This window comes from Limnohabitans sp., assembly GCF_030158565.1.
GTDB lineage: Bacteria > Pseudomonadota > Gammaproteobacteria > Burkholderiales > Burkholderiaceae_C > Limnohabitans_A.
Genome location: NZ_JAOASQ010000046.1, coordinates 1 through 17,647, shown reverse-complemented (window position 1 = coordinate 17,647; position 17,647 = coordinate 1). Strand labels below are relative to the sequence as shown.

At 60.4% G+C, this 17,647-nt stretch carries 15 protein-coding genes; 7 read left to right on the top strand and 8 right to left on the bottom strand.

Going from position 1 to position 17,647, the window contains the following annotated elements; all coding sequences use genetic code 11:
* Positions 1-16: 16 nt before the first annotated feature.
* From Q1W40_RS09895 to glnE, 7 genes are all read right to left on the bottom strand, one after another.
* Positions 17-793 carry a DUF1365 domain-containing protein gene (locus tag Q1W40_RS09895; protein WP_300711412.1) on the bottom strand — a complete coding sequence of 259 codons (777 nt, stop codon included), beginning with the start codon at positions 791-793 and terminating at the stop codon, positions 17-19.
* On the bottom strand, positions 790-2,085 hold the full coding sequence (locus Q1W40_RS09890; protein WP_300711644.1) for an FAD-dependent oxidoreductase: 1,296 nt from the start codon (positions 2,083-2,085) through the stop codon (positions 790-792). Before Q1W40_RS09890 ends, Q1W40_RS09895 begins: the two co-directional genes overlap by 4 nt.
* Positions 2,086-2,096: 11 nt before the next feature.
* The gene (locus tag Q1W40_RS09885; RefSeq protein WP_300711410.1) at positions 2,097-2,687 is read right to left on the bottom strand and encodes a glutathione peroxidase; all 591 of its coding nucleotides are present in this window, start codon (positions 2,685-2,687) and stop codon (positions 2,097-2,099) included.
* A gap of 34 nt (positions 2,688-2,721) precedes the next feature.
* Complete coding sequence (locus Q1W40_RS09880) at positions 2,722-3,486, bottom strand: alpha/beta hydrolase (protein ID WP_315169285.1); 765 nt, start codon at positions 3,484-3,486, stop codon at positions 2,722-2,724.
* A 92-nt stretch (positions 3,487-3,578) separates the two neighbouring features.
* Positions 3,579-4,421: a TonB-dependent receptor gene (locus tag Q1W40_RS09875; RefSeq protein ID WP_300711406.1), complete on the bottom strand. Its 843-nt coding sequence runs from the start codon at positions 4,419-4,421 to the stop codon at positions 3,579-3,581.
* On the bottom strand, positions 4,400-4,870 hold the full coding sequence (locus Q1W40_RS09870) for a Plug domain-containing protein (protein WP_300711404.1): 471 nt from the start codon (positions 4,868-4,870) through the stop codon (positions 4,400-4,402). Before Q1W40_RS09870 ends, Q1W40_RS09875 begins: the two co-directional genes overlap by 22 nt.
* Before the next feature lie 111 nt (positions 4,871-4,981).
* On the bottom strand, positions 4,982-7,723 hold the full coding sequence (gene glnE / locus Q1W40_RS09865) for a bifunctional [glutamate--ammonia ligase]-adenylyl-L-tyrosine phosphorylase/[glutamate--ammonia-ligase] adenylyltransferase (RefSeq protein WP_300711402.1): 2,742 nt from the start codon (positions 7,721-7,723) through the stop codon (positions 4,982-4,984).
* A gap of 31 nt (positions 7,724-7,754) precedes the next feature.
* Between glnE and Q1W40_RS09860 the strand changes: the two genes are divergently transcribed.
* From Q1W40_RS09860 to Q1W40_RS09845, 4 genes are all read left to right on the top strand, one after another.
* On the top strand, positions 7,755-11,831 hold the full coding sequence (locus Q1W40_RS09860) for a YhdP family protein (protein WP_300711400.1): 4,077 nt from the start codon (positions 7,755-7,757) through the stop codon (positions 11,829-11,831).
* A 130-nt stretch (positions 11,832-11,961) separates the two neighbouring features.
* Positions 11,962-13,932, top strand: a complete 1,971-nt coding sequence (locus Q1W40_RS09855; RefSeq protein ID WP_300711642.1) for an ATP-binding protein — start codon at positions 11,962-11,964, stop codon at positions 13,930-13,932.
* A gap of 9 nt (positions 13,933-13,941) precedes the next feature.
* Positions 13,942-14,586: a response regulator gene (locus Q1W40_RS09850; RefSeq protein ID WP_300711398.1), complete on the top strand. Its 645-nt coding sequence runs from the start codon at positions 13,942-13,944 to the stop codon at positions 14,584-14,586.
* Positions 14,583-15,122, top strand: coding sequence for a C40 family peptidase (locus Q1W40_RS09845; protein WP_300711396.1), 540 nt, complete (start codon positions 14,583-14,585; stop codon positions 15,120-15,122). Before Q1W40_RS09850 ends, Q1W40_RS09845 begins: the two co-directional genes overlap by 4 nt.
* Before the next feature lie 19 nt (positions 15,123-15,141).
* Here the strand turns inward: Q1W40_RS09845 and Q1W40_RS09840 are convergent, their stop codons facing one another.
* Positions 15,142-15,276: a hypothetical protein gene (locus Q1W40_RS09840; RefSeq protein WP_255417087.1), complete on the bottom strand. Its 135-nt coding sequence runs from the start codon at positions 15,274-15,276 to the stop codon at positions 15,142-15,144.
* On the opposite strand from Q1W40_RS09840, the gene Q1W40_RS09835 reads away from it, so the two are divergent.
* The 3 genes from Q1W40_RS09835 to Q1W40_RS09825 all read left to right on the top strand — a co-directional run bounded on the left by Q1W40_RS09835 (position 15,275) and on the right by Q1W40_RS09825 (position 17,587).
* Positions 15,275-16,423 (top strand): MltA domain-containing protein, encoded by a 1,149-nt coding sequence (locus tag Q1W40_RS09835; RefSeq protein ID WP_300711390.1) that lies wholly within the window; start codon positions 15,275-15,277, stop codon positions 16,421-16,423. The two genes, Q1W40_RS09840 and Q1W40_RS09835, sit on opposite strands and share 2 nt — an antisense overlap.
* A gap of 10 nt (positions 16,424-16,433) precedes the next feature.
* Positions 16,434-16,709 carry a YkgJ family cysteine cluster protein gene (locus Q1W40_RS09830; protein WP_300711389.1) on the top strand — a complete coding sequence of 92 codons (276 nt, stop codon included), beginning with the start codon at positions 16,434-16,436 and terminating at the stop codon, positions 16,707-16,709.
* Between the two features lie 92 nt (positions 16,710-16,801).
* Positions 16,802-17,587, top strand: a complete 786-nt coding sequence (locus Q1W40_RS09825; protein ID WP_300711387.1) for a class II aldolase/adducin family protein — start codon at positions 16,802-16,804, stop codon at positions 17,585-17,587.
* Positions 17,588-17,647: the final 60 nt, after the last annotated feature.

Sequence of the window (17,647 nt, the reverse complement as noted above, 5' to 3'; positions counted from 1 at the left end):
GATTCGGTGTCGTTTTTCATCGGGTCACAAACAATGAAGGGGGCGCGGGCTTGCGCCAAAAAGGAACCTTTTTGAGCCACAAGAGCAAGGCGTGCCAGTGGATGCGGGCCACCACACCCAGCGTGAGCAGGGGAAAGCGCCACATCACACGGCGCAAGGCCGCCGCAGTGGCCGGCTCCAGGGTGCCGCTCCAGCTGGTGTCGATCAAGGGTCCATCGGCATCGGCGTGCTCCACACGAGCCACCAGTTGCTCGCGGCCATCGCGCTGGGTGCGCATGAAGCGAAAACGGTATTCGCCCTGCACGTCGCAAAAAGGCGAGACATGGAAGACCTTGTCTGCCCTGAGCGTGCGCCCGTATTGGGGCTTGGGCAAGAGGTAGCAGTGCCGCTCGCCAAAGGTGTTGTTGACCTCGGCCACGATGGCCGCCAAGCTGCCATCGCTGCGGTGCGCGTACCAAAAGCTCACCGGCTTGAAGGCATGGCCCAGCACACGGGGAAATGTCTGCAACCAGACTTCGCCTTGCGCATCGGTGATGCCTTCCTGGCGCAGCAACTCATCCATCCAGGCCAAGGCACCGCCTTGATCGGCTGGGCGTCCGTCGCCATGGTCCACGTCATGAAAGGCGAACCAAGCCCGGCGGTTGATGGCCAAATCGGCTGTGGCGGCATGGGCCTGCAAACGGCGCATGGGCAACATCAAAAATGCGGTGGGGTACACAAAAGCGTGGCGCGCAGGGCGCATGCGGGTGTGCCGCACCTGGCCCCAGCCCATGCAGGCACCCGCCGTATTCATGGGTTAGCGGCTTTCATTTTGGTGAGCAACATGCGGCCCACCTGCAGGCCCGATTTGAGCCCGTCCTCGTGAAATCCATAACCAGCCCACGCCCCCGCAAACCAAGTGTGTTGCAAGCCCTGAATCAAGGGCAAGCACTGCTGGGCCTTGATGGCCCGCAAATCAAACACAGGGTGCGCGTAGTCGTACTCACCCACGATGGTGGACGGATCGATGCCTTGCACCGGGTTGAGCGACACCACCACCGGCTGCTCAAACGGGATGCGCTGCAAACGGTTGAGCAGGTAATGCAAACACACGCGCGACGACTCGCGCTCGGCGCTGGGGGCTCGCTCGTAATTCCAGGCGGCCCAGGTCTTGGGACTGGCAGGCAACACCGAAGCATCGGTGTGCAAGACCGCGCGGTTGGCCTGGTAACGGATGCTGCCCAGCACATGCTGTTCGTTGGGCGTGGCTTCGCGCAGCATGGTCAAGGCCTGGTCGGTGTGCGTGGCGATCACCACCTCGTCAAAATGCTCGGTGTGCCCATCGGTGACGATGCGCACCCCTTGCTCATCGCGCTCAACCATGCGCACGGGTGTGTTCAAGCGCTTGTCGGGCACATGGGCCAAAATCTTGTCCACGTATTGCCGGGCACCGCCCACCACGCTGAACCATTGCGGCCGGTTCATCACCTGGATCAGCCCATGGTTGTGGCAAAACCGGATCATGGTGGCCACGGGAAACTGCAGCATCTGATCGGTTGGGCAACTCCAGATGCAGCCCAGCATCGGCAAGAAATACCAATCACGGAACTGCTCACTGAACTTGTGCGTGCTCAGAAAGTCTTTCAGCGGCTGCTGCAAGGCTTGCTCGCTTTGCTCTTGTGCGATGCGCGTGCACAGCGCGTTGAAGCGGATCACATCGCTGAGCATGCGCCAAAAACGGGGGCTCACCAGATTGCTGCGTTGCGCAAAGACCGTGTTCAGGTTGGTGCCGCTCCACTCCAGGGCTCGGCCATTTTTGGCGCCAGGCACTTTCACCGAAAACGACATGTCTGAGGGCGCCGTCTCGACCTGCAGATCAGAAAACAGCTGGATCAAGTTCGGATAGGTCCGCTCATTGAAGACCAAAAACCCTGTGTCCACGCCGTGAGTGACCACGCCCTTGGCCGTTGGCAGCGTCACATCCACCGTGTGCGTGTGTCCGCCAAAATAATCGCCCGCTTCGAACAAAGTGATGTCCGCCACGCCTCGGAGCGTGTGTGCCACGGCCAAGCCAGAAATGCCCGAGCCCACAATGGCCAACTTCATGCGCGGAGAATTCATGGTGCAGTTTTCAAGGATTTTTCAATCGCCGAGACCAGCGACTTGCTGTCAGGTCCGATGACGCTGCCATAGCTGTCCACCAGCTTGCCGTCACGGCCAATGAGGTATTTGTAGAAATTCCAGCGGGGCTTTTGGCCCGATTCGGCGATCAATTGTTTGTAAAGCGGCGAAGCCCCATCGCCTGTGACCTGCGTCTTGGTGAACATGGGGAACTTCACGCCAAAGGTGTTTTCGCAAAAATCGGCGATTTGCTTGTTGCTGCCGGTCTCTTGCGAAAAATCGTTGGACGGAAAACCCAGCACCGCAAAGCCCTGGTCTTTGTACTTGGTATGCAAGGCCTCCAGCCCTTTGTACTGCGATGTGAAACCACAAAAACTGGCGGTGTTCACCACCAGCAAGACCTTGCCGCTGTATTGACACAAGGACTGGGGCTTTTCATCCTGCAAACGCTCCACCGTGTGGTTCAGCAAGGCCGGACATCCGGCTGTGGGCATGGCGGCAGGGCCAGCGGCCATGCCCTGCGCGGCCCATGCCAGCAGACCGGCGGCAGCGATGGCCAGCCTTTTTTGATTCCAAACGTGTTTCATGTGAACTTCCCGCCTCATTGACCGACGGGTCAGTTTAATGGGCTTCTTTGCCCCTTGCCTGGCCAATGCCTTCAGCCGCCAACCACTGCAGCAAGGCGTCTGCCACCGCTTGGGCCTGCTCCATAGGGGCCATGTGGCCCGCATCGGCAAAAACGGCCAGCCGGGCATGCGGCACCAATGCCTGCATCGCCTGGTGCTGGGCCAAGGGCGCCCACGCATCGTGATCGCCACAAGCGATCAAGGTAGGCACATGCAGACTTTGCAACACAGACCGTGCATCGGGGCGTGCGAGCAGGGCATGGATCTGGGCCTCAAAAATTTCAAGCGACTTGCGCTCGAACATGGTCACGATGGACGCCATCAGGACGGCATCCGACAAACGCTGCGGATGCACCATGCCCTGCACCCAGGCGCTGGCCATGCTGCGCACCCCCTGCGTCTTGGCGATGTGCAGCAACTGCTGGCGCTTGTCTTTTTCGGACTGACCCGCCTCACCCGCAGCCAAAGGCAGGTAACCGGTGTCCAGCAGGGCGATACGACTGACACGGTCTGGCGCTTGCCGAAACACCTCCAAAGCCACCCGCGCCCCCATGGAATGCCCGGCCAAGGCAAACCGCGCAGGCGCTTGGCGCAGCAACTGCTCGGCCATCTGCGGCAAGCTGCTGGCCGCGCCGTGGTCGACCACGCTGCACGGCGCGGCATGCGCGATCAAGGGGATCAGTGGCGCCCAAACCGCCTCATCGCACATGAGGCCGGGAACGAGCAGGAGGGGTTCTGGTGGGTGATTGTGTTGGCGCAAAAGTTGAACCTTCAGAATCAAGTTAACTTACCGCATTGTCAGTTAAAAATGCAGCGCACCTTGCCCCGCCGCCCTTGTTGTTTAAATGATCCTCAGAAACGAACCGTCATACCAATCTGAATGGTCCGCCCCCACAAATTGCTATTGACGGTATTTGCCCCAAAGATTTGTTTACTCGTTTGAGCGAACGATAAGGGCGCCTCTTGATTCATAATATTTAGCACAGCAATTCGAAAATCCATCTGCCTAGTCATCGCATAATGAGCTGTGGCATCCCATGTAGTGAATGAAGGTACTTTTCTACCTGATACGGTTTCAATTTTCAAAGTTTCTAAATTAGTCGCGTTGATATCCGCATCGGTATAGCTGGCAACATAGTTAACACTCAGACTCCCCGTCCACTCGGACTGCGTAATGCTTGCTGTCATTCGGCTTTTAAATCGTGGAATGACTGTACCTGTATCAACATTGAAACGCCCCAAATCACTACTATAAGCAGATGTAGTCGCCTGGCTGTGTTTGGAGTTGAGCATATACGTCCCTTGAGCATGGAAACCAAGCCGTCCCCAATCTGAAGGGGTCCGCCATTGCGCCTCCAGATCAATACCTGACTTCACTATTTCTCCAATATTCGTCAATGGCAAGTACATCGCCAAGTTGTTGCTGCTGTTAAGAATGAAATTGCCCTGATGGGCATTGGGATTCTGCAAAACTGCAGCATCTGACACCGTTTCAATGGCGTCATGAATTTTCACCCGCCAATAGTCCATGCTTACACGCAAATTGGTATGCGGCATGAATGCAATTCCCAGCGATCCTTGTTGAGATTTTTCAGCTTGCAAGTCGGGGTTACCGTTGCCATAAAAGTCAAATGCTGTTTTGCTACAACGTCCCACTTGTCCTTGCTGATTTTTCAAACTCGCTGCAAGTGCCACCAGTTCCGCTGTGCACGGGTTCGTGTAATTGCTCGTAGGCGACGTCCGTTGATAAGAATCAAGGTGCCATTGGTCAAGCCATGAATTGCTCCTGATGAGTACCCACCCACAGCCGTATTGAACTGCGCTGACTCTACAAAATTGCTCATAGACGGCAGACTTTGTATGACATCCGTAACACTTTGCCTACCACTTCGTTTAATGTCTTCCTGTGTGACTGACAGTACAGGCAAAGCTTGTGTTTGCTCCTTGCGCACGATGGACGACCCCGTGATCTCCACCTTTTCAAACTGCCGGTATTCAAGCGGCGCGTCCTTGACCTGCACATCAGGTAAGGCTTTGACGGATGCTTCCGCGTTTTGCGCCATGGCAGGCGAGACGAAGAGCAAGGGCACCAAAGCCCCCATCCACGACCGTTTTTGGAACGTGTTTGAACCGATTTTTTGCACGATGCCCTCCTGAATGCCTGCAAACCTTCAGAAAGGATACTTTAAATTTAAAAATTTACTTTAAAAAATAACTATAAAGTGCTTTTATCGTCAATTAGAAATTTGAGCCGGTTATTCAATCATGGCCACTGACCACAAGGCCAACACCGCATCGCGCTGCGCGGCCAGTGTGGCGGGCACCACATCGGTGGGCTCTTCATTCAAGCGCGCCCGGTGCTGCACTCGGCGCATCTCGCGGTAAGCATTGGCCGACGCTTCACCCACACCCGCAGGCAACAAGCCGACTTTTTCTGCGCGTTGCAGCAAAGCGATGTTGCCCACGTTGTCGGCCAGCTCAGGGTGTTGGGCGGTGTGCAGCAGCACCAGGTATTGCACGGCAAACTCGGCGTCGACCATGCCGCCGGGGCTGTGCTTGACATCAAAACGGTCCGCCTTGACCGGATGACCTTGGCGCACGCGTTCGCGCATGGCCACGATTTCGGCCTTGAGGCTGGCCGCATCGCGCGGGGCGCTGATGACGGCGTGGCGCACCGCGTCAAAGCGCGGCGCCAAAGAGGGCAGGCCCATGACGAAACGGGCCCGCGTCATGGCCTGGTGCTCCCAAGTCCAGGCGGCATTGCTGCCGCGCTGGGCCTGGTAGTCGGCATAGGCCTCAAAGCGCGTGACCAAAAGGCCTGCGTTGCCGTTGGGGCGCAAGGCGGTGTCGATTTCGTACAGATCGCCATCACCGGTTTTGACGGTCATCCAGTTGATCAGCTTGCGCACAAAGGCGGCATAGATTTCCTGGGCGCGTTCGTCTTCGTCGTCGTACACAAACACGATGTCCAGGTCGCTGCCATAACCCAGCTCTTTGCCCCCCAACTTGCCATACGCGATGATGGCGATGGCGGGTTCGTCACGGTGTTTTTGCTTGAGGCGACTCCAGCACCAACGCGCCGTCACGCGCAGCACCGCATCGGCCAGGGCGCTCAGGTCGTCGGCCACTTGTTCCACGGTGAGCACGCCTTCCACATCGCGCGCCAGGGTGCGGAACTGCTCGGCATGGTGGGCGCGGCGCAGCAGGTTGAGCAGGCTTTCTTCGTCGTCTTCGCCTGTACGCTGCAGGGCCACAAGACGCGACTGCAGTTCGGCTTCAAACTCTGCCGCATCAAAGCGGCTGTCAAACAGGTTCCCACCCGCCAGCTCGTCGATCACGCCGGGGTGTTGCAGCAAGTAGCGGGCAGGCCATTTGGCCGCACCCAGCAGGCGCAGCAGACGTTCGTGCACCGAAGGGCGCTCCAGCATGAGCGCCAAATAACTTTCGCGGCGCAGCAAGGGCTCGATCCAGTCAACCATGCGGAGCACGGCTTCTTCGCTGACACGGCCTTCTTGCAGCCACTGGGCCGTGCGTTGCAGCAAGCGCATGAGGCGTCCGCGGGCATCGTCACGCAAAGCTTGCACGCGCGGATTGCCCGGCCATTGGGCCAGGCGCTCACCAATGCGGCCACTGAACACGCCCGCGATGCCATCCAACTCGGCAGGGCTGCGCTGGCCGTTTTTGCCGTTGCAACCTTTGCACTCACGGTCACCGCCCAACAGGATGTCGAACTCCTGCGCCACCACTTCGCGGTGCGCATCCAGGGCGGTCAAAAAGCTGCAGGTGTCCGCATGCCCCATGGTCTGGGCGATCCAGGCCAGGTCATCGTCGCGTGTGGGCAAGACATGGGTTTGATGGTCGTCCAGGTACTGGATGCGGTGCTCCACCTGACGCAAAAACACATAGGCCGCGCTCAGCGCGTCGGCCGTGGCCTGCGGCATGAGGCCCGCTTTGGCCACACGTTGCAAGGCGTCCAGCGTGGGGCGCGTGCGCAGCTCCGGAAACTGCCCGCCGCGCACCACCTGCAAGAGTTGCACGGTGAACTCGATCTCGCGGATGCCGCCACGCGAGAGCTTCACATCGTTGGCGCGCTCGGGGTGGCCCGCGCTGCGCTTGGCCGCGTGGTCGCGGATTTGCTGGTGCAGCGTGCGCAGCGACTCGAACACGTTGTAGTCCAGATACCGGCGAAACACAAAAGGCAGCACCACGCTGCGCAAATTTTGGGCAGAGCCGCTGACCACCGCACTGCGGGGCGCCACCACACGGCTTTTCATCCAGGCAAAGCGCTCCCACTCGCGGCCTTGCACCAGCAAATATTCTTCCAGTGCACCCAAAGACACGACGCTGGGGCCTGAGTTGCCGTTGGGGCGCAGCGCCAGGTCCACCCGGAACACAAAGCCATGTTCGGTGGTGTCGCCAATCAGCGCATACATGCGTTTGACGGCACGGCTGAAATATTCCTGCGTTGAAATTTTGTTGCGGCCCTCGGCATTGCCCGCCGTCTCGCCGTCTTCGTCGTACACATAAATCAGGTCAATGTCGCTGGAGACATTGAGCTCGCGCGCACCGAGCTTGCCCATGCCCACGATCCACAGCTCGGCACGCTGGCCGTTGGCTGTCATGGGCGCGCCATGGATGTTGTCCAGATCGGCCAGCGCCTGCCGGCAAGCGATGTCGAGCGTGACTTCGGCCAGCCAGGTCATGCCGTGGGTGATGGCCTGCAGCGGCGCCTGCTGGGTGCAGTCGAGCTGAACCAGGCGCTCCATGGTCAATTGGCGCAACACCCGCAAGGCTGAGCCCGTGTCCAGCCCTTTGCCCTGAAGGGCCTCAAAGGCCTCGCTCAGGCTGTTTCGGGTCGGCTCGCCTGGCGGCAAGAGGGGCAGCCAGTCGGCATAACGGCGCTGCAAACGCTGCACAAAACGTGAATACGCAGCCAAATTTGCCGAAACCTGCTCATTCGTGGGCTGAACGACATCCAAAGGCACACTGCGGGTCATAATTCCTGCCAACTTTCTGATTCAAACGTTTGTGCTGTCCATCCCCCATTTTCCCCGCCTGACTCGGTGGCTGAACCACGGCATCCACGCCCTGAGCTGGGTGCTGCTGGTGCTGGGTTTGTTGCTGGGGCTGGCTTGGGGCGTCCTGCATTTATGGATTGTGCCGCGAATCGCCGATTACCGCCCCGCACTGGAGCGCTTGGCCCAGCAAACCATGGGGGTGCCGGTGCGCATTGGCGCCGTGTCTGCGCAATCGACAGGTTGGGCACCCTCTTTTGAGCTGCGCCAAATTGAATTGCTCGACGCCCAAGGTCGCCCCGGGCTGATCTTGCCGCGCGTGGTGCTGGCCATCAGCGTTCGGTCGGTCTTGCGCCTTCGCCTTGAACAGCTGGTGCTGGACGCGCCCGAGCTGGACATCCGGTGGACCGCTGACGGCCATTGGTTGATCGCGGGTCTGGATTTACCCCCCAACCCGCAAGGCAACAGCGCCGCAGCCGATTGGCTGTTCTCTCAAAACGAAGTGCTCGTGCGTGCTGGCACCGTCCGCTGGACCAACGAGCGTGCACAACTGCCCCCCAAGGGCAAGACACGGCCATCGGACAAACCGGCGGCGGCCACCGAAACGCTGGCGTTGCGTGAGGTCGATCTGGTCCTGCGCAATTCGACCCGTTTTCACGACATGCGGCTGGACGCAACCCCCCCCGAAGAATGGGGCGCACGTTTCGTGACGGTGGGGCGCTTCAAGCGCGGCTTGCTGTCCACACACGCGGCGCAGTTCTCAGACTGGTCAGGGCAGGCCTACGCCTATTTCCCCAAAGTCGACGTGGCACAACTGCGCAAGCAAGTGCATCTGGGCGCAGACATCCAGTCCGGCCAAGGCGCCTTGCGACTTTGGAGCGATTTTGAAAAAGGGCAATGGACCGGAGGCGCGGCCGACAGCGACCTGACCGATCTGAACATCCGACTGGACCCACAACGCGCGCCCTTGGCTTTTGAACACGTCTCAGGGCGCGTCTCTGTGCAGCGGCTCCCACAGAAATTTTCACTCGCTTTGCAGAACTTGTCTTTTGTCAGCGCCGAAGGTTTGCATTGGCCTGGTGGCAACCTGAAGTTGACCTACACCCACGAACAACTTCAGGCACGAAAACCCGCTCAAGGCCGCATCCAGGGCGACCACCTCGATTTGCAAGCGCTGCGCGATCTGTCTTTGCGCTTGCCGCTGCCCGATGCATTGCACCAACAACTGCAAACAGCCGACGTGATGGGCCAAGTGGACGCACTGCAATTGGCGTGGGTGGGTGACTGGGAAAATCCGCAAAGCTATGAAGCCCAAGCGAACGTTAGAAATTTGAACCTGCCAGCACGCGCACCCAGCGCAACACAGGAGCACTCGCCAAGTTGGCCAGGGGTGCAAGGGGCTCAGGTCCAAGTCAAAATGACACAGGCCGGCGGTCAAATGCAGCTTGACATGGGCGCAGGCGCTGCCCTCATGTTGCCAGGCATTCTGGAAGAGCCCGTCGTGCCCATCAACAGTCTGCATGCCCAGGCACGTTGGCAACACAAGGATGGCCTGTGGGACGTGCCGCAATGGTCTGTGCAACTGAACAACGCCGATCTGAATGGCCAATGGCAAGGTCAATGGCATGGCCGTGCGAAAGGCTTGGGCATGATCGAGTTGCAAGGCCAGGTCAGCCAGGCCAATGCAGCGCGTGTGCACCGTTACCTGCCCATGTCTTTGCCCGCATCGGTGCGCCAGTATGTGCGCGATGCCGTGATCAAGGGCAGCTACAGCGGGGTCCAAGTCAACATCAAAGGCGACCTCGATCGTTTGCCCTTTGCCAACCCCAAAGAAGGTGAATTCCGATTCGCCGGACGTCTGAACGGTGTGGAACTGGACTATGTGCCCGCATCTTTGATGCCCAGCAACAGCCTGCCCTGGCCACGTCTGCACGAACTCTCGGGGCAACTGGTGTTTGACCGATTGGGCATGAAACTCAGCGATGCCTCGGCCCGCGCTGGCGAGGCAAAAACGGGCATGCCTTTGAGCAGGATCCAGGCCCAAATTGCCAACATGGCCGAGCAAGCCACACTGGAAGTCTCTGCAGAACAAAAAGGCCCTGCCGCGCAAGTGCTCGGCCTGATTCAAAAGTCAGCCCTGGACAAGCTCCTGGGCTCGGCCTTGCATGACATGCAAGCCACGGGCGCCGTACAGACCCGTCTCAAACTGAGCATCCCCTTGCTGGCGACGCACAACACCAAAGTGCAAGGCGCCCTTGCCTTGAACAGCAACGATTTGCGGGCCAGCACGGTGTTACCGGTTTTTGAAAAAGCCCAAGGGACCATTCAATTTTCAGAATCTGGTTTTAGCCTGAATGCCGTTCAAGCACGTTTTCTGGGCGGCCCGATCCGGATAGAAGGCGGTTTGCGGCCCACCAGCAACAGCAGCGAACCCACATTGCAGCTGCGTGCACAAGGCGAAATCAGCGCCGAAGGCTTGCGTCAAGCCCGCGAATTCCAACCCCTTGATGACTTGGCCAAACACCTCAGTGGCAGCACGCCTTACACCGCCAATCTGGGGTGGCGTCAGGGCCAACCCGAGCTGTTCATTCAAAGTCAACTGGAAGGCCTGGGACTGAAGTTGCCCGCGCCACTGAACAAGTCAGCGGCATCGACCATGCCGCTGAGCATACGCAGCCGCGTCCAAAACACCGGCAGCCATTTGCAAGACCGCCTGCAAATTGATTTGGGCCGCGTGGCCTCGGTTCAGTATGTGCGCGACCTGTCCGGTCAAACGCCTCGCGTCTTGCGCGGCAGCATGAGTTTGGGCAAAGCCAACGGCGCCTTGCCGCCCATGCCCGAAGCCGGTGTTGCCGCCACCATCACGATCGACCAATTCTCTGTCGGCGAGTGGCAGGCCTTGTGGCCCGCCAGCCAGAATGCAGAGGCGTCTGGCAAGGACAACAGCGCCATGCAAAGCTACTTGCCAACTCGCATTGGTTTGCAAGCCAACACCATCACCGCTGAAGGCCGAACCCTTCACGAGGTGGTCGCCGGTGGTTCGCGCGATGGCTTGACATGGCGCGCCAACGTGGATGCCCGCGAATTGAGTGGGCACCTCGAGTTTCGCCAATCCACCGGTGGCCAGCCAGGCCATTTGTATGCCCGCCTCGCACGCCTGAACCTGCCCCCATCCAGCGCAGCCGATGTCGAAAGCCTGTTGGATGCACCACCAACCCAGCTGCCCGCGCTGGACATCGTGATCGAGCAACTGGAACTGCGTGGCCTGAAACTGGGACGCATCGAAATCGAAGCACTCAACAGTGCACTGGCCATACCGAGAGGCAAACCCGCCGGCGAATGGCGGCTCAACAAATTCAACATCATCTTGCCGGAGGCCACACTGCGAAGCACCGGCCGGTGGCTGACGGCCAGCGAAGGCAGCAACTTGCGCAAAACCGAAATGAATTTTCGCTTGACCGTCAACGATGCTGGGGACTTGCTGACACGCTTGGGCACCCCTGGCGCCCTGCGCGACGGCAGTGGCGATCTCGAAGGCCACATCAGTTGGAACGGTTCGCCGCTGACACTGCACCACCCCAGCATGAGCGGCCAGTTCGACGTGAAGATGGGCCGCGGTCAATTCCTCAAAGCCGACGCAGGTGCTGCCAAACTGCTGGGCGTGCTCAGCTTGCAAGCCTTGCCGCGCCGCTTTTTGCTGGATTTTCGTGACGTGTTCTACGAAGGTTTTGCCTTCGATTCTGTGACAGGACATGTCAGCATCGACCATGGCATTGCCACCACGCGCAACTTGCAAATCAAGGGCATCAATGCTGTGGTGCAACTGGATGGCTGGGCAGACCTTTCCAAGGAAACACAGCAATTGCGCGTGGTGATTTTGCCCGAGGTGGACACCGGCACAGCGTCTTTGGTGGCCGGCATCGCTGTCAATCCGCTGGTTGGCCTGACCACCTTTTTGGCACAGCTTTACTTGCAATCACCTTTGAGCCGTGCTTCGACACAGGAGTTCCTGATCGATGGCAACTGGGCTGCGCCACGCGTCAAACGCGTGTCGCGCGATGCAGACAAAACCGATGCGACAACAAAGTAAACAGACGATGAAATCGCTGCGATCTTTGCAGATTTTTCAAACCCTCTTGCCAAACCTGCGTGCGTGGCGCTTGGCGCAAAACGCGGGGCTGTTCAAGGTCTCCGGACGGCGTTCCTTGTGGGCCGCCCTCATGGCACTGGTGGTGGCTGTTCTGGTCACGCTGGTGTGGCTTGCTGGACGCTACGAAATCAGCCAACTGCAAGCCGAACTGGAGCGCGACACCACCGACGCGGTCAACGACATCCGCAGCGGCCTGTCTCTGGATGTGCAGACCTTGCAAGCACTGCAGGCACAGCACACCACGCTCAAAAGTTGGTCCGCAGAGGCCCTCACTTTATTGCGCGACAACCGCGACTGGGTGCGCCTGGAGTGGCGCGATGCGCGGCTCAATAGCCTGGCATTTGTGGAGTCCCCCCTGCGCGCACCGGTCTTTGAACGCGCGCCGCGAATCGACACGTTCGCAGAAGCCATTCAGGCATGCCAGCGGGCACGGCGGCTCAACGGTCCCGCCTATTCCACCAGCTACTATGTGCCCCAAACCGACGGCTTGGGCATGGAGGTCATGGAGCTGTGCCTGCCGCAAACACTGGCAGGCGAGCTGGTGGGTTACACCATCGTGACCTATGGTCTGCAAGCCATGCTGGCCGAGCGTTTGGGCAACACACTGGGCCGACGCAACGAAGTGTCTTTCACCGAAGCCGACGGCACACGCCTGGCCATTGCCGGCACCCAGCGACGCGGCCTGCGGCTGTTCACAGCGCAGCAATTGGTGGACTTGCCAGGCAACACCCTGGTGCTGCGCATGGACAGCCGCAGGGGCGAACCCGATTTGTTCCCCAACGTGCTGACCGCCTTGGTCACCGCCATGTCGATTGCACTGATCACGGTGATGGTGCTTTTGGTCAAGGACTCGCGCAGACGCCTCAAAGCCGAACACGCCCTGGCCGATGCGCTGGCTTTTCGCAAAGCCATGGAAGACTCCTTGGTCACCGGCTTGCGCGCGCGGGATTTGGAGGGCCTCATCACCTACGTCAACCCGGCTTTTTGCGACATGGTGGGCCTACCGGCCAGTGCGCTCATTGGACACAACGCCCCCATGCCTTACTGGCCACCCGAAATGGTGGACGAATACAAACAACGCCAAGCGATCCGACTGGCGGGCAATGCCCCGCCGCGCGAAGGTTTCGAATCGGTGTTCATGCGCCAAGATGGCACGCGCTTTCCAGTGCTGATCATCGAAGCACCGCTGATCAACACCCAAGGCCAGCAAAGCGGCTGGATGGGGGCCGTCATCGACATCAGCGAGCAGCGCCGCATTGAAGAAGTCTCACGCGCCAGCCAGGAGCGTTTGCAGGCCACCGCCCGTCTGGCCACGGTGGGCGAGATGGCTTCGCTGCTCAGCCATGAACTGAACCAGCCACTGGCCGCCATTGCCAGTTATGCCAACGGATCGCTCAATTTGCTCAAAGACCCGGATGCCTTGGCGCAATCGCAAGACGATGTGCACATGGCGCTGCGCCGCATTGCCGAACAGGCCGGCCGCGCGGGCCGCGTGATCAACAGCGTACACGACTTTGTGCGGCGGCGCGACCAGGCCCGCGAAGCCGTGACACCCCATGCGCTGATGGATGCCATCTTGCCTTTGGTCAATCTGCAGGCCCGCAAACTGCAGGTGAACGTGGTGACCCGCATTGAGCCGCGCCTGCCTGCCGTGTGGTGTGACCGCACCATGGTTGAGCAAGTGCTGCTGAACCTGGCGCGCAACGGCATGCAGGCCATGGACCGGCCCGAATGCACAGAGCGCGTGTTGCTCTTGCAAGCCCGGCGAGGAGCATCCAATGCCGAACAAAGTTGGGTGGAATTCGCTGTCACCGATGTGGGCACGGGCATTGCACCCGAAGTGGCCGAGCAACTTTTCACACCCTTTTTCACAACCAAAGCCGAGGGCATGGGCCTGGGCCTGAGCCTTTGCCGTACCGTGGTTGAACAACACGGTGGGCATCTGGAGTTCGAGGCGCAGACGACCAAGGGCACCGTGTTTCGCTTCACTTTGCCTGCGGCACTCGTTGAGCAGGCCAGCACCACACCGCCCAAAGCCTAAAATCCGGCCATGCATTCTCACCAAGACAGCACGGTTTACATCGTGGACGACGACATCAGCGTGCGCGAAGGCATGGCCTGGCTGCTGCGCACACGGCGCTTGCTGAGCGAGCCTTTTGACAGTGCCGAGGCCTTTTTGGCCATGCTGGAGAAAACCACGGACAACGGGGCATCCCCCGTCAAACAGGCCGGTTGCATTTTGCTGGACGTGCGCATGCCCGGCATGAGCGGACTGGCTTTGTTTGAGCAGTTGCTGGCCAATGGCCTTGCGCAGACTTGGCCCGTGATTTTTTTGACCGGCCACGCTGACGTGCCCACCGCGGTGGACAGCGTCAAGCGCGGGGCTTTCGATTTTTGCGAGAAGCCCTTTTCCGACAACGCGCTGGTTGATCGCATTGAGCAAGCCTTGCACCTGTCTCACGAACGGCTGGCGGCCCGTCGCCAAGCGGGACTGCTGCAATCGCAATTGGGCGAATTGACCGAGCGCGAACGCGACGTCATGCGCCTGGTGGTCGAAGGCCTGCCCAACAAACTCATCGCCGACCAGCTCGACATCAGCGTGCGCACAGTGGAGGTCCACCGGGCCCGTGTGTTCGACAAAATGCAGGTCAAGTCGGCGGTCGAGCTGGCCAATTTGCTGCGCACACTGTCATGAGCATGGCCCGCGCACACCCGACCCGCCAAGCCTGGTGGACGACAACTGGGCTTTGTCTCGCGGCAGCGCTGCTGGCAGGATGCAGCGCCCCAGCGCCTTACAAGGCCAAGCCCGCCACGCCACCCACGGCGTCCAGCACAAACCCCTCACCGCACAACGCCACGCGCAACGACCTGGCCTTGTACGCGATGTCCTTGCTTGACACGCGTTATGCCTGGGGTGGGCGCGGGCCCGCCATGGGCTTTGACTGCTCGGGTTTGGTCACGCATGTTTACAAAGAGGCTGCGGGCATGAAGCTGCGCGGCACATCGGCCGATCTGGGTCGCTTGTCACGGCCTGTGGACACCGCTTCTCTACAAGCCGGCGATCTGGTGTTCTTCAACACCCTGGGCGCGCGGCATTCACACGTGGGCGTGTATGTGGGCGATGGCCGCTTTGTGCACGCCAGCAACGAGCGCACCGGCGTGCGCATCGACCACCTGAGCAACCGCTACTACGCCAAGCGGTTTGAAGGCGGTCAGACCTTGCTCGACTGATGTCGCCTGTTGCAGCCCGTCACGGTTTGTCTTGGTCCGCATCGTCTGGGCGCGCAGACAACTCCCCTTTGGAGCGTCCGGCAAACATCGTCCACCAGACAATCACAACCAAGACGACCAAGGCCAGCAAAGCTTCCAGCAAAATCAAACCCATGAACACGTTCCTTTTGATGCGATGGCCATCGGCCCGGGCCGCATGGTTATTGGCCGCGATTGTAGGCAGTCTGGCTGGCTGCAGCATGAGCCCGCGCCAGCAAACCCCTTGGCCAGAGGCAAAACCTGGCCCACAAGCAGGCCCAATGCCCTCGGTCATCACGCAGGCCCAAAGCCGCTGGGTGCCGGTGCCCTGGTCCCACATCACCGGGCTGGACAACGACGACCTTCAAGAAGCCTGGCCCGCCTGGCAACAAAGCTGCCTGCGCCCCGCACCCGCCTGGAAAACCTTGTGCCCCGAGGTGAGCCAACTGGCCAACGCCTCGGCCGCTGCGCAGCGCCAATGGCTGCGCCAGAAGCTGCAAGCCTACCGCGTGGAGTCGCTCGACCAACGCAGCGAAGGACTGCTGACCTCGTACTACGAGCCGGTGCTCAACGCCTCGCGCCAACCACGCGCAGGCTACAACGTGCCCTTGTATGCGCCCCCTGCCAGCCTGGCCCAGCGCAAGCCCTGGTACACCCGCCAGGAGATGGAGACCACATCCGCCGCCCGCGCCGCCCTGCGCGGCAAAGAGCTGGTTTACCTGGCCGACCCGGTCGATGCCATGGTGCTGCACATCCAGGGCTCGGGCCTGGTCAACCTGACCGAGCCCGATGGCCGCCAGCGCCTGGTGCGCATGGCCTATGCGGGCACCAACGAGCAACCCTACAAAAGCATTGGCCGATGGCTGCTCGACCAAGGCCTGATCCGCGATGCGTCCTGGCCCGGCATCAAGGACTGGATCGCCCGCAACCCCTCGCGCGTGAACGAGCTGCTGTGGCAAAACCCGCGCGTGGTGTTCTTCAAGGAAGAAGCCTTGCCGCCGGGCATCACACCGCCCGGCCCCAAAGGCGCGCAAGGCGTGCCGCTCACCGCAGGCCGCTCCATCGCGGTGGACCGCAGCAGCATTCCCTATGGCACGCCGGTGTGGCTGCGCTCGCAAGGGCCGGTGACATCGCTGGACAAACTGGTGCTGGCGCAAGACACCGGCACCGCCATCGTGGGTGCGGTGCGGGCCGACTACTACGCAGGCTCGGGCGCCGCCGCAGGCGAGCTGGCCGGGCGCATGAAGCAACCTTTGCAGCTGTGGGTCTTGTGGCCCAAATGAAGGCTTCGACATGAAGGCCGTGTCTTGCCGCGCAGGCTGCGCGGCTTGCTGCATCGCGCCGTCCATCTCCTCGGCCATCCCCGGCATGCCTGGCGGTAAACCCGCAGGCGTGCCTTGCGTGCAACTGGACGAGCAGCTGCGCTGCAAGATTTTTGGCCAGCCCGACCGCCCCGCCGTGTGCGGCCAGCTGCAAGCGTCTCTTGAGATGTGTGGCCCCACCGACGATGGCGGGCAATATGCGCGCATTTACCTGACGCAACTGGAAGCGCAAACCCGCCCCGACTGACGGTGCGCCAAGTCACCAAGAGGTCTGACCGCGCACACGCTTGTGGTTAAGCTGAACGCCTTGTTCTGATTCACCCCCGCAGGAGCTGTGCCATGGCGTTTGAGATCCCTTCTTTGAAAGACAGCGTTCACCCCGACGAGTGGCAGTTGCGTGTCGATCTGGCCGCTTGCTATCGGCTGGTGGCGCTGTACGGCTGGAGCGATCTGGTCTTCACCCACATCAGCGCCAAGTTGCCCGAATCGGTCACCGGCGGACAGGAACAATTTTTGATCAACCCCTATGGCCTCATGTTCGACGAGATCACCGCGTCGAGCCTGGTCAAGGTGGACATGCAGTGCAACAAACTGCACGACAGCCCCTTCCCGGTCAACCCGGCGGGCTTTGTGATCCATAGCGCGGTGCACGAGGTGCGGCACGACGCCGCTTGCGTCTTGCACACCCACACCCGGGCGGGCGTGGCCGTGAGCGCACAGGCGCATGGCGTGCTGCCCATCAGCCAACAAAGCACCTTTGTGCTGGCCTCGCTGGCCTACCACGGCTACGAGGGCGTGGCCATCCGTGACGACGAGAAAACCCGCCTGCAAGCCGATCTGGGAGACGCCAATTATTTGATGCTGCGCAACCACGGTCTGCTCACCGTGGGCAAATCGATCGCCGATGCCTTCTTGTCGATGTACACGTTTGAGAACACCTGCCGCATCCAGGTCGATGCCCTAGCCGGGCAATCGGGCCCGAAGGACCTGACAGCCGTGAACCCGCAAATTTTGGACGGTATCTCGCACGCCATGCGCGTGCAAACCGGTGGCTTGGGCGGCGCTTTTGTGTGGCCTTCGCTGCTGCGCAAACTGGCCCGCGAGAACCCGGGCTTTGATGTTTGAACCCCTTTGAACCCCTTTGAACCCCTTTGAACCCCTTTGAACCCCTTTGAACCCCTTTGA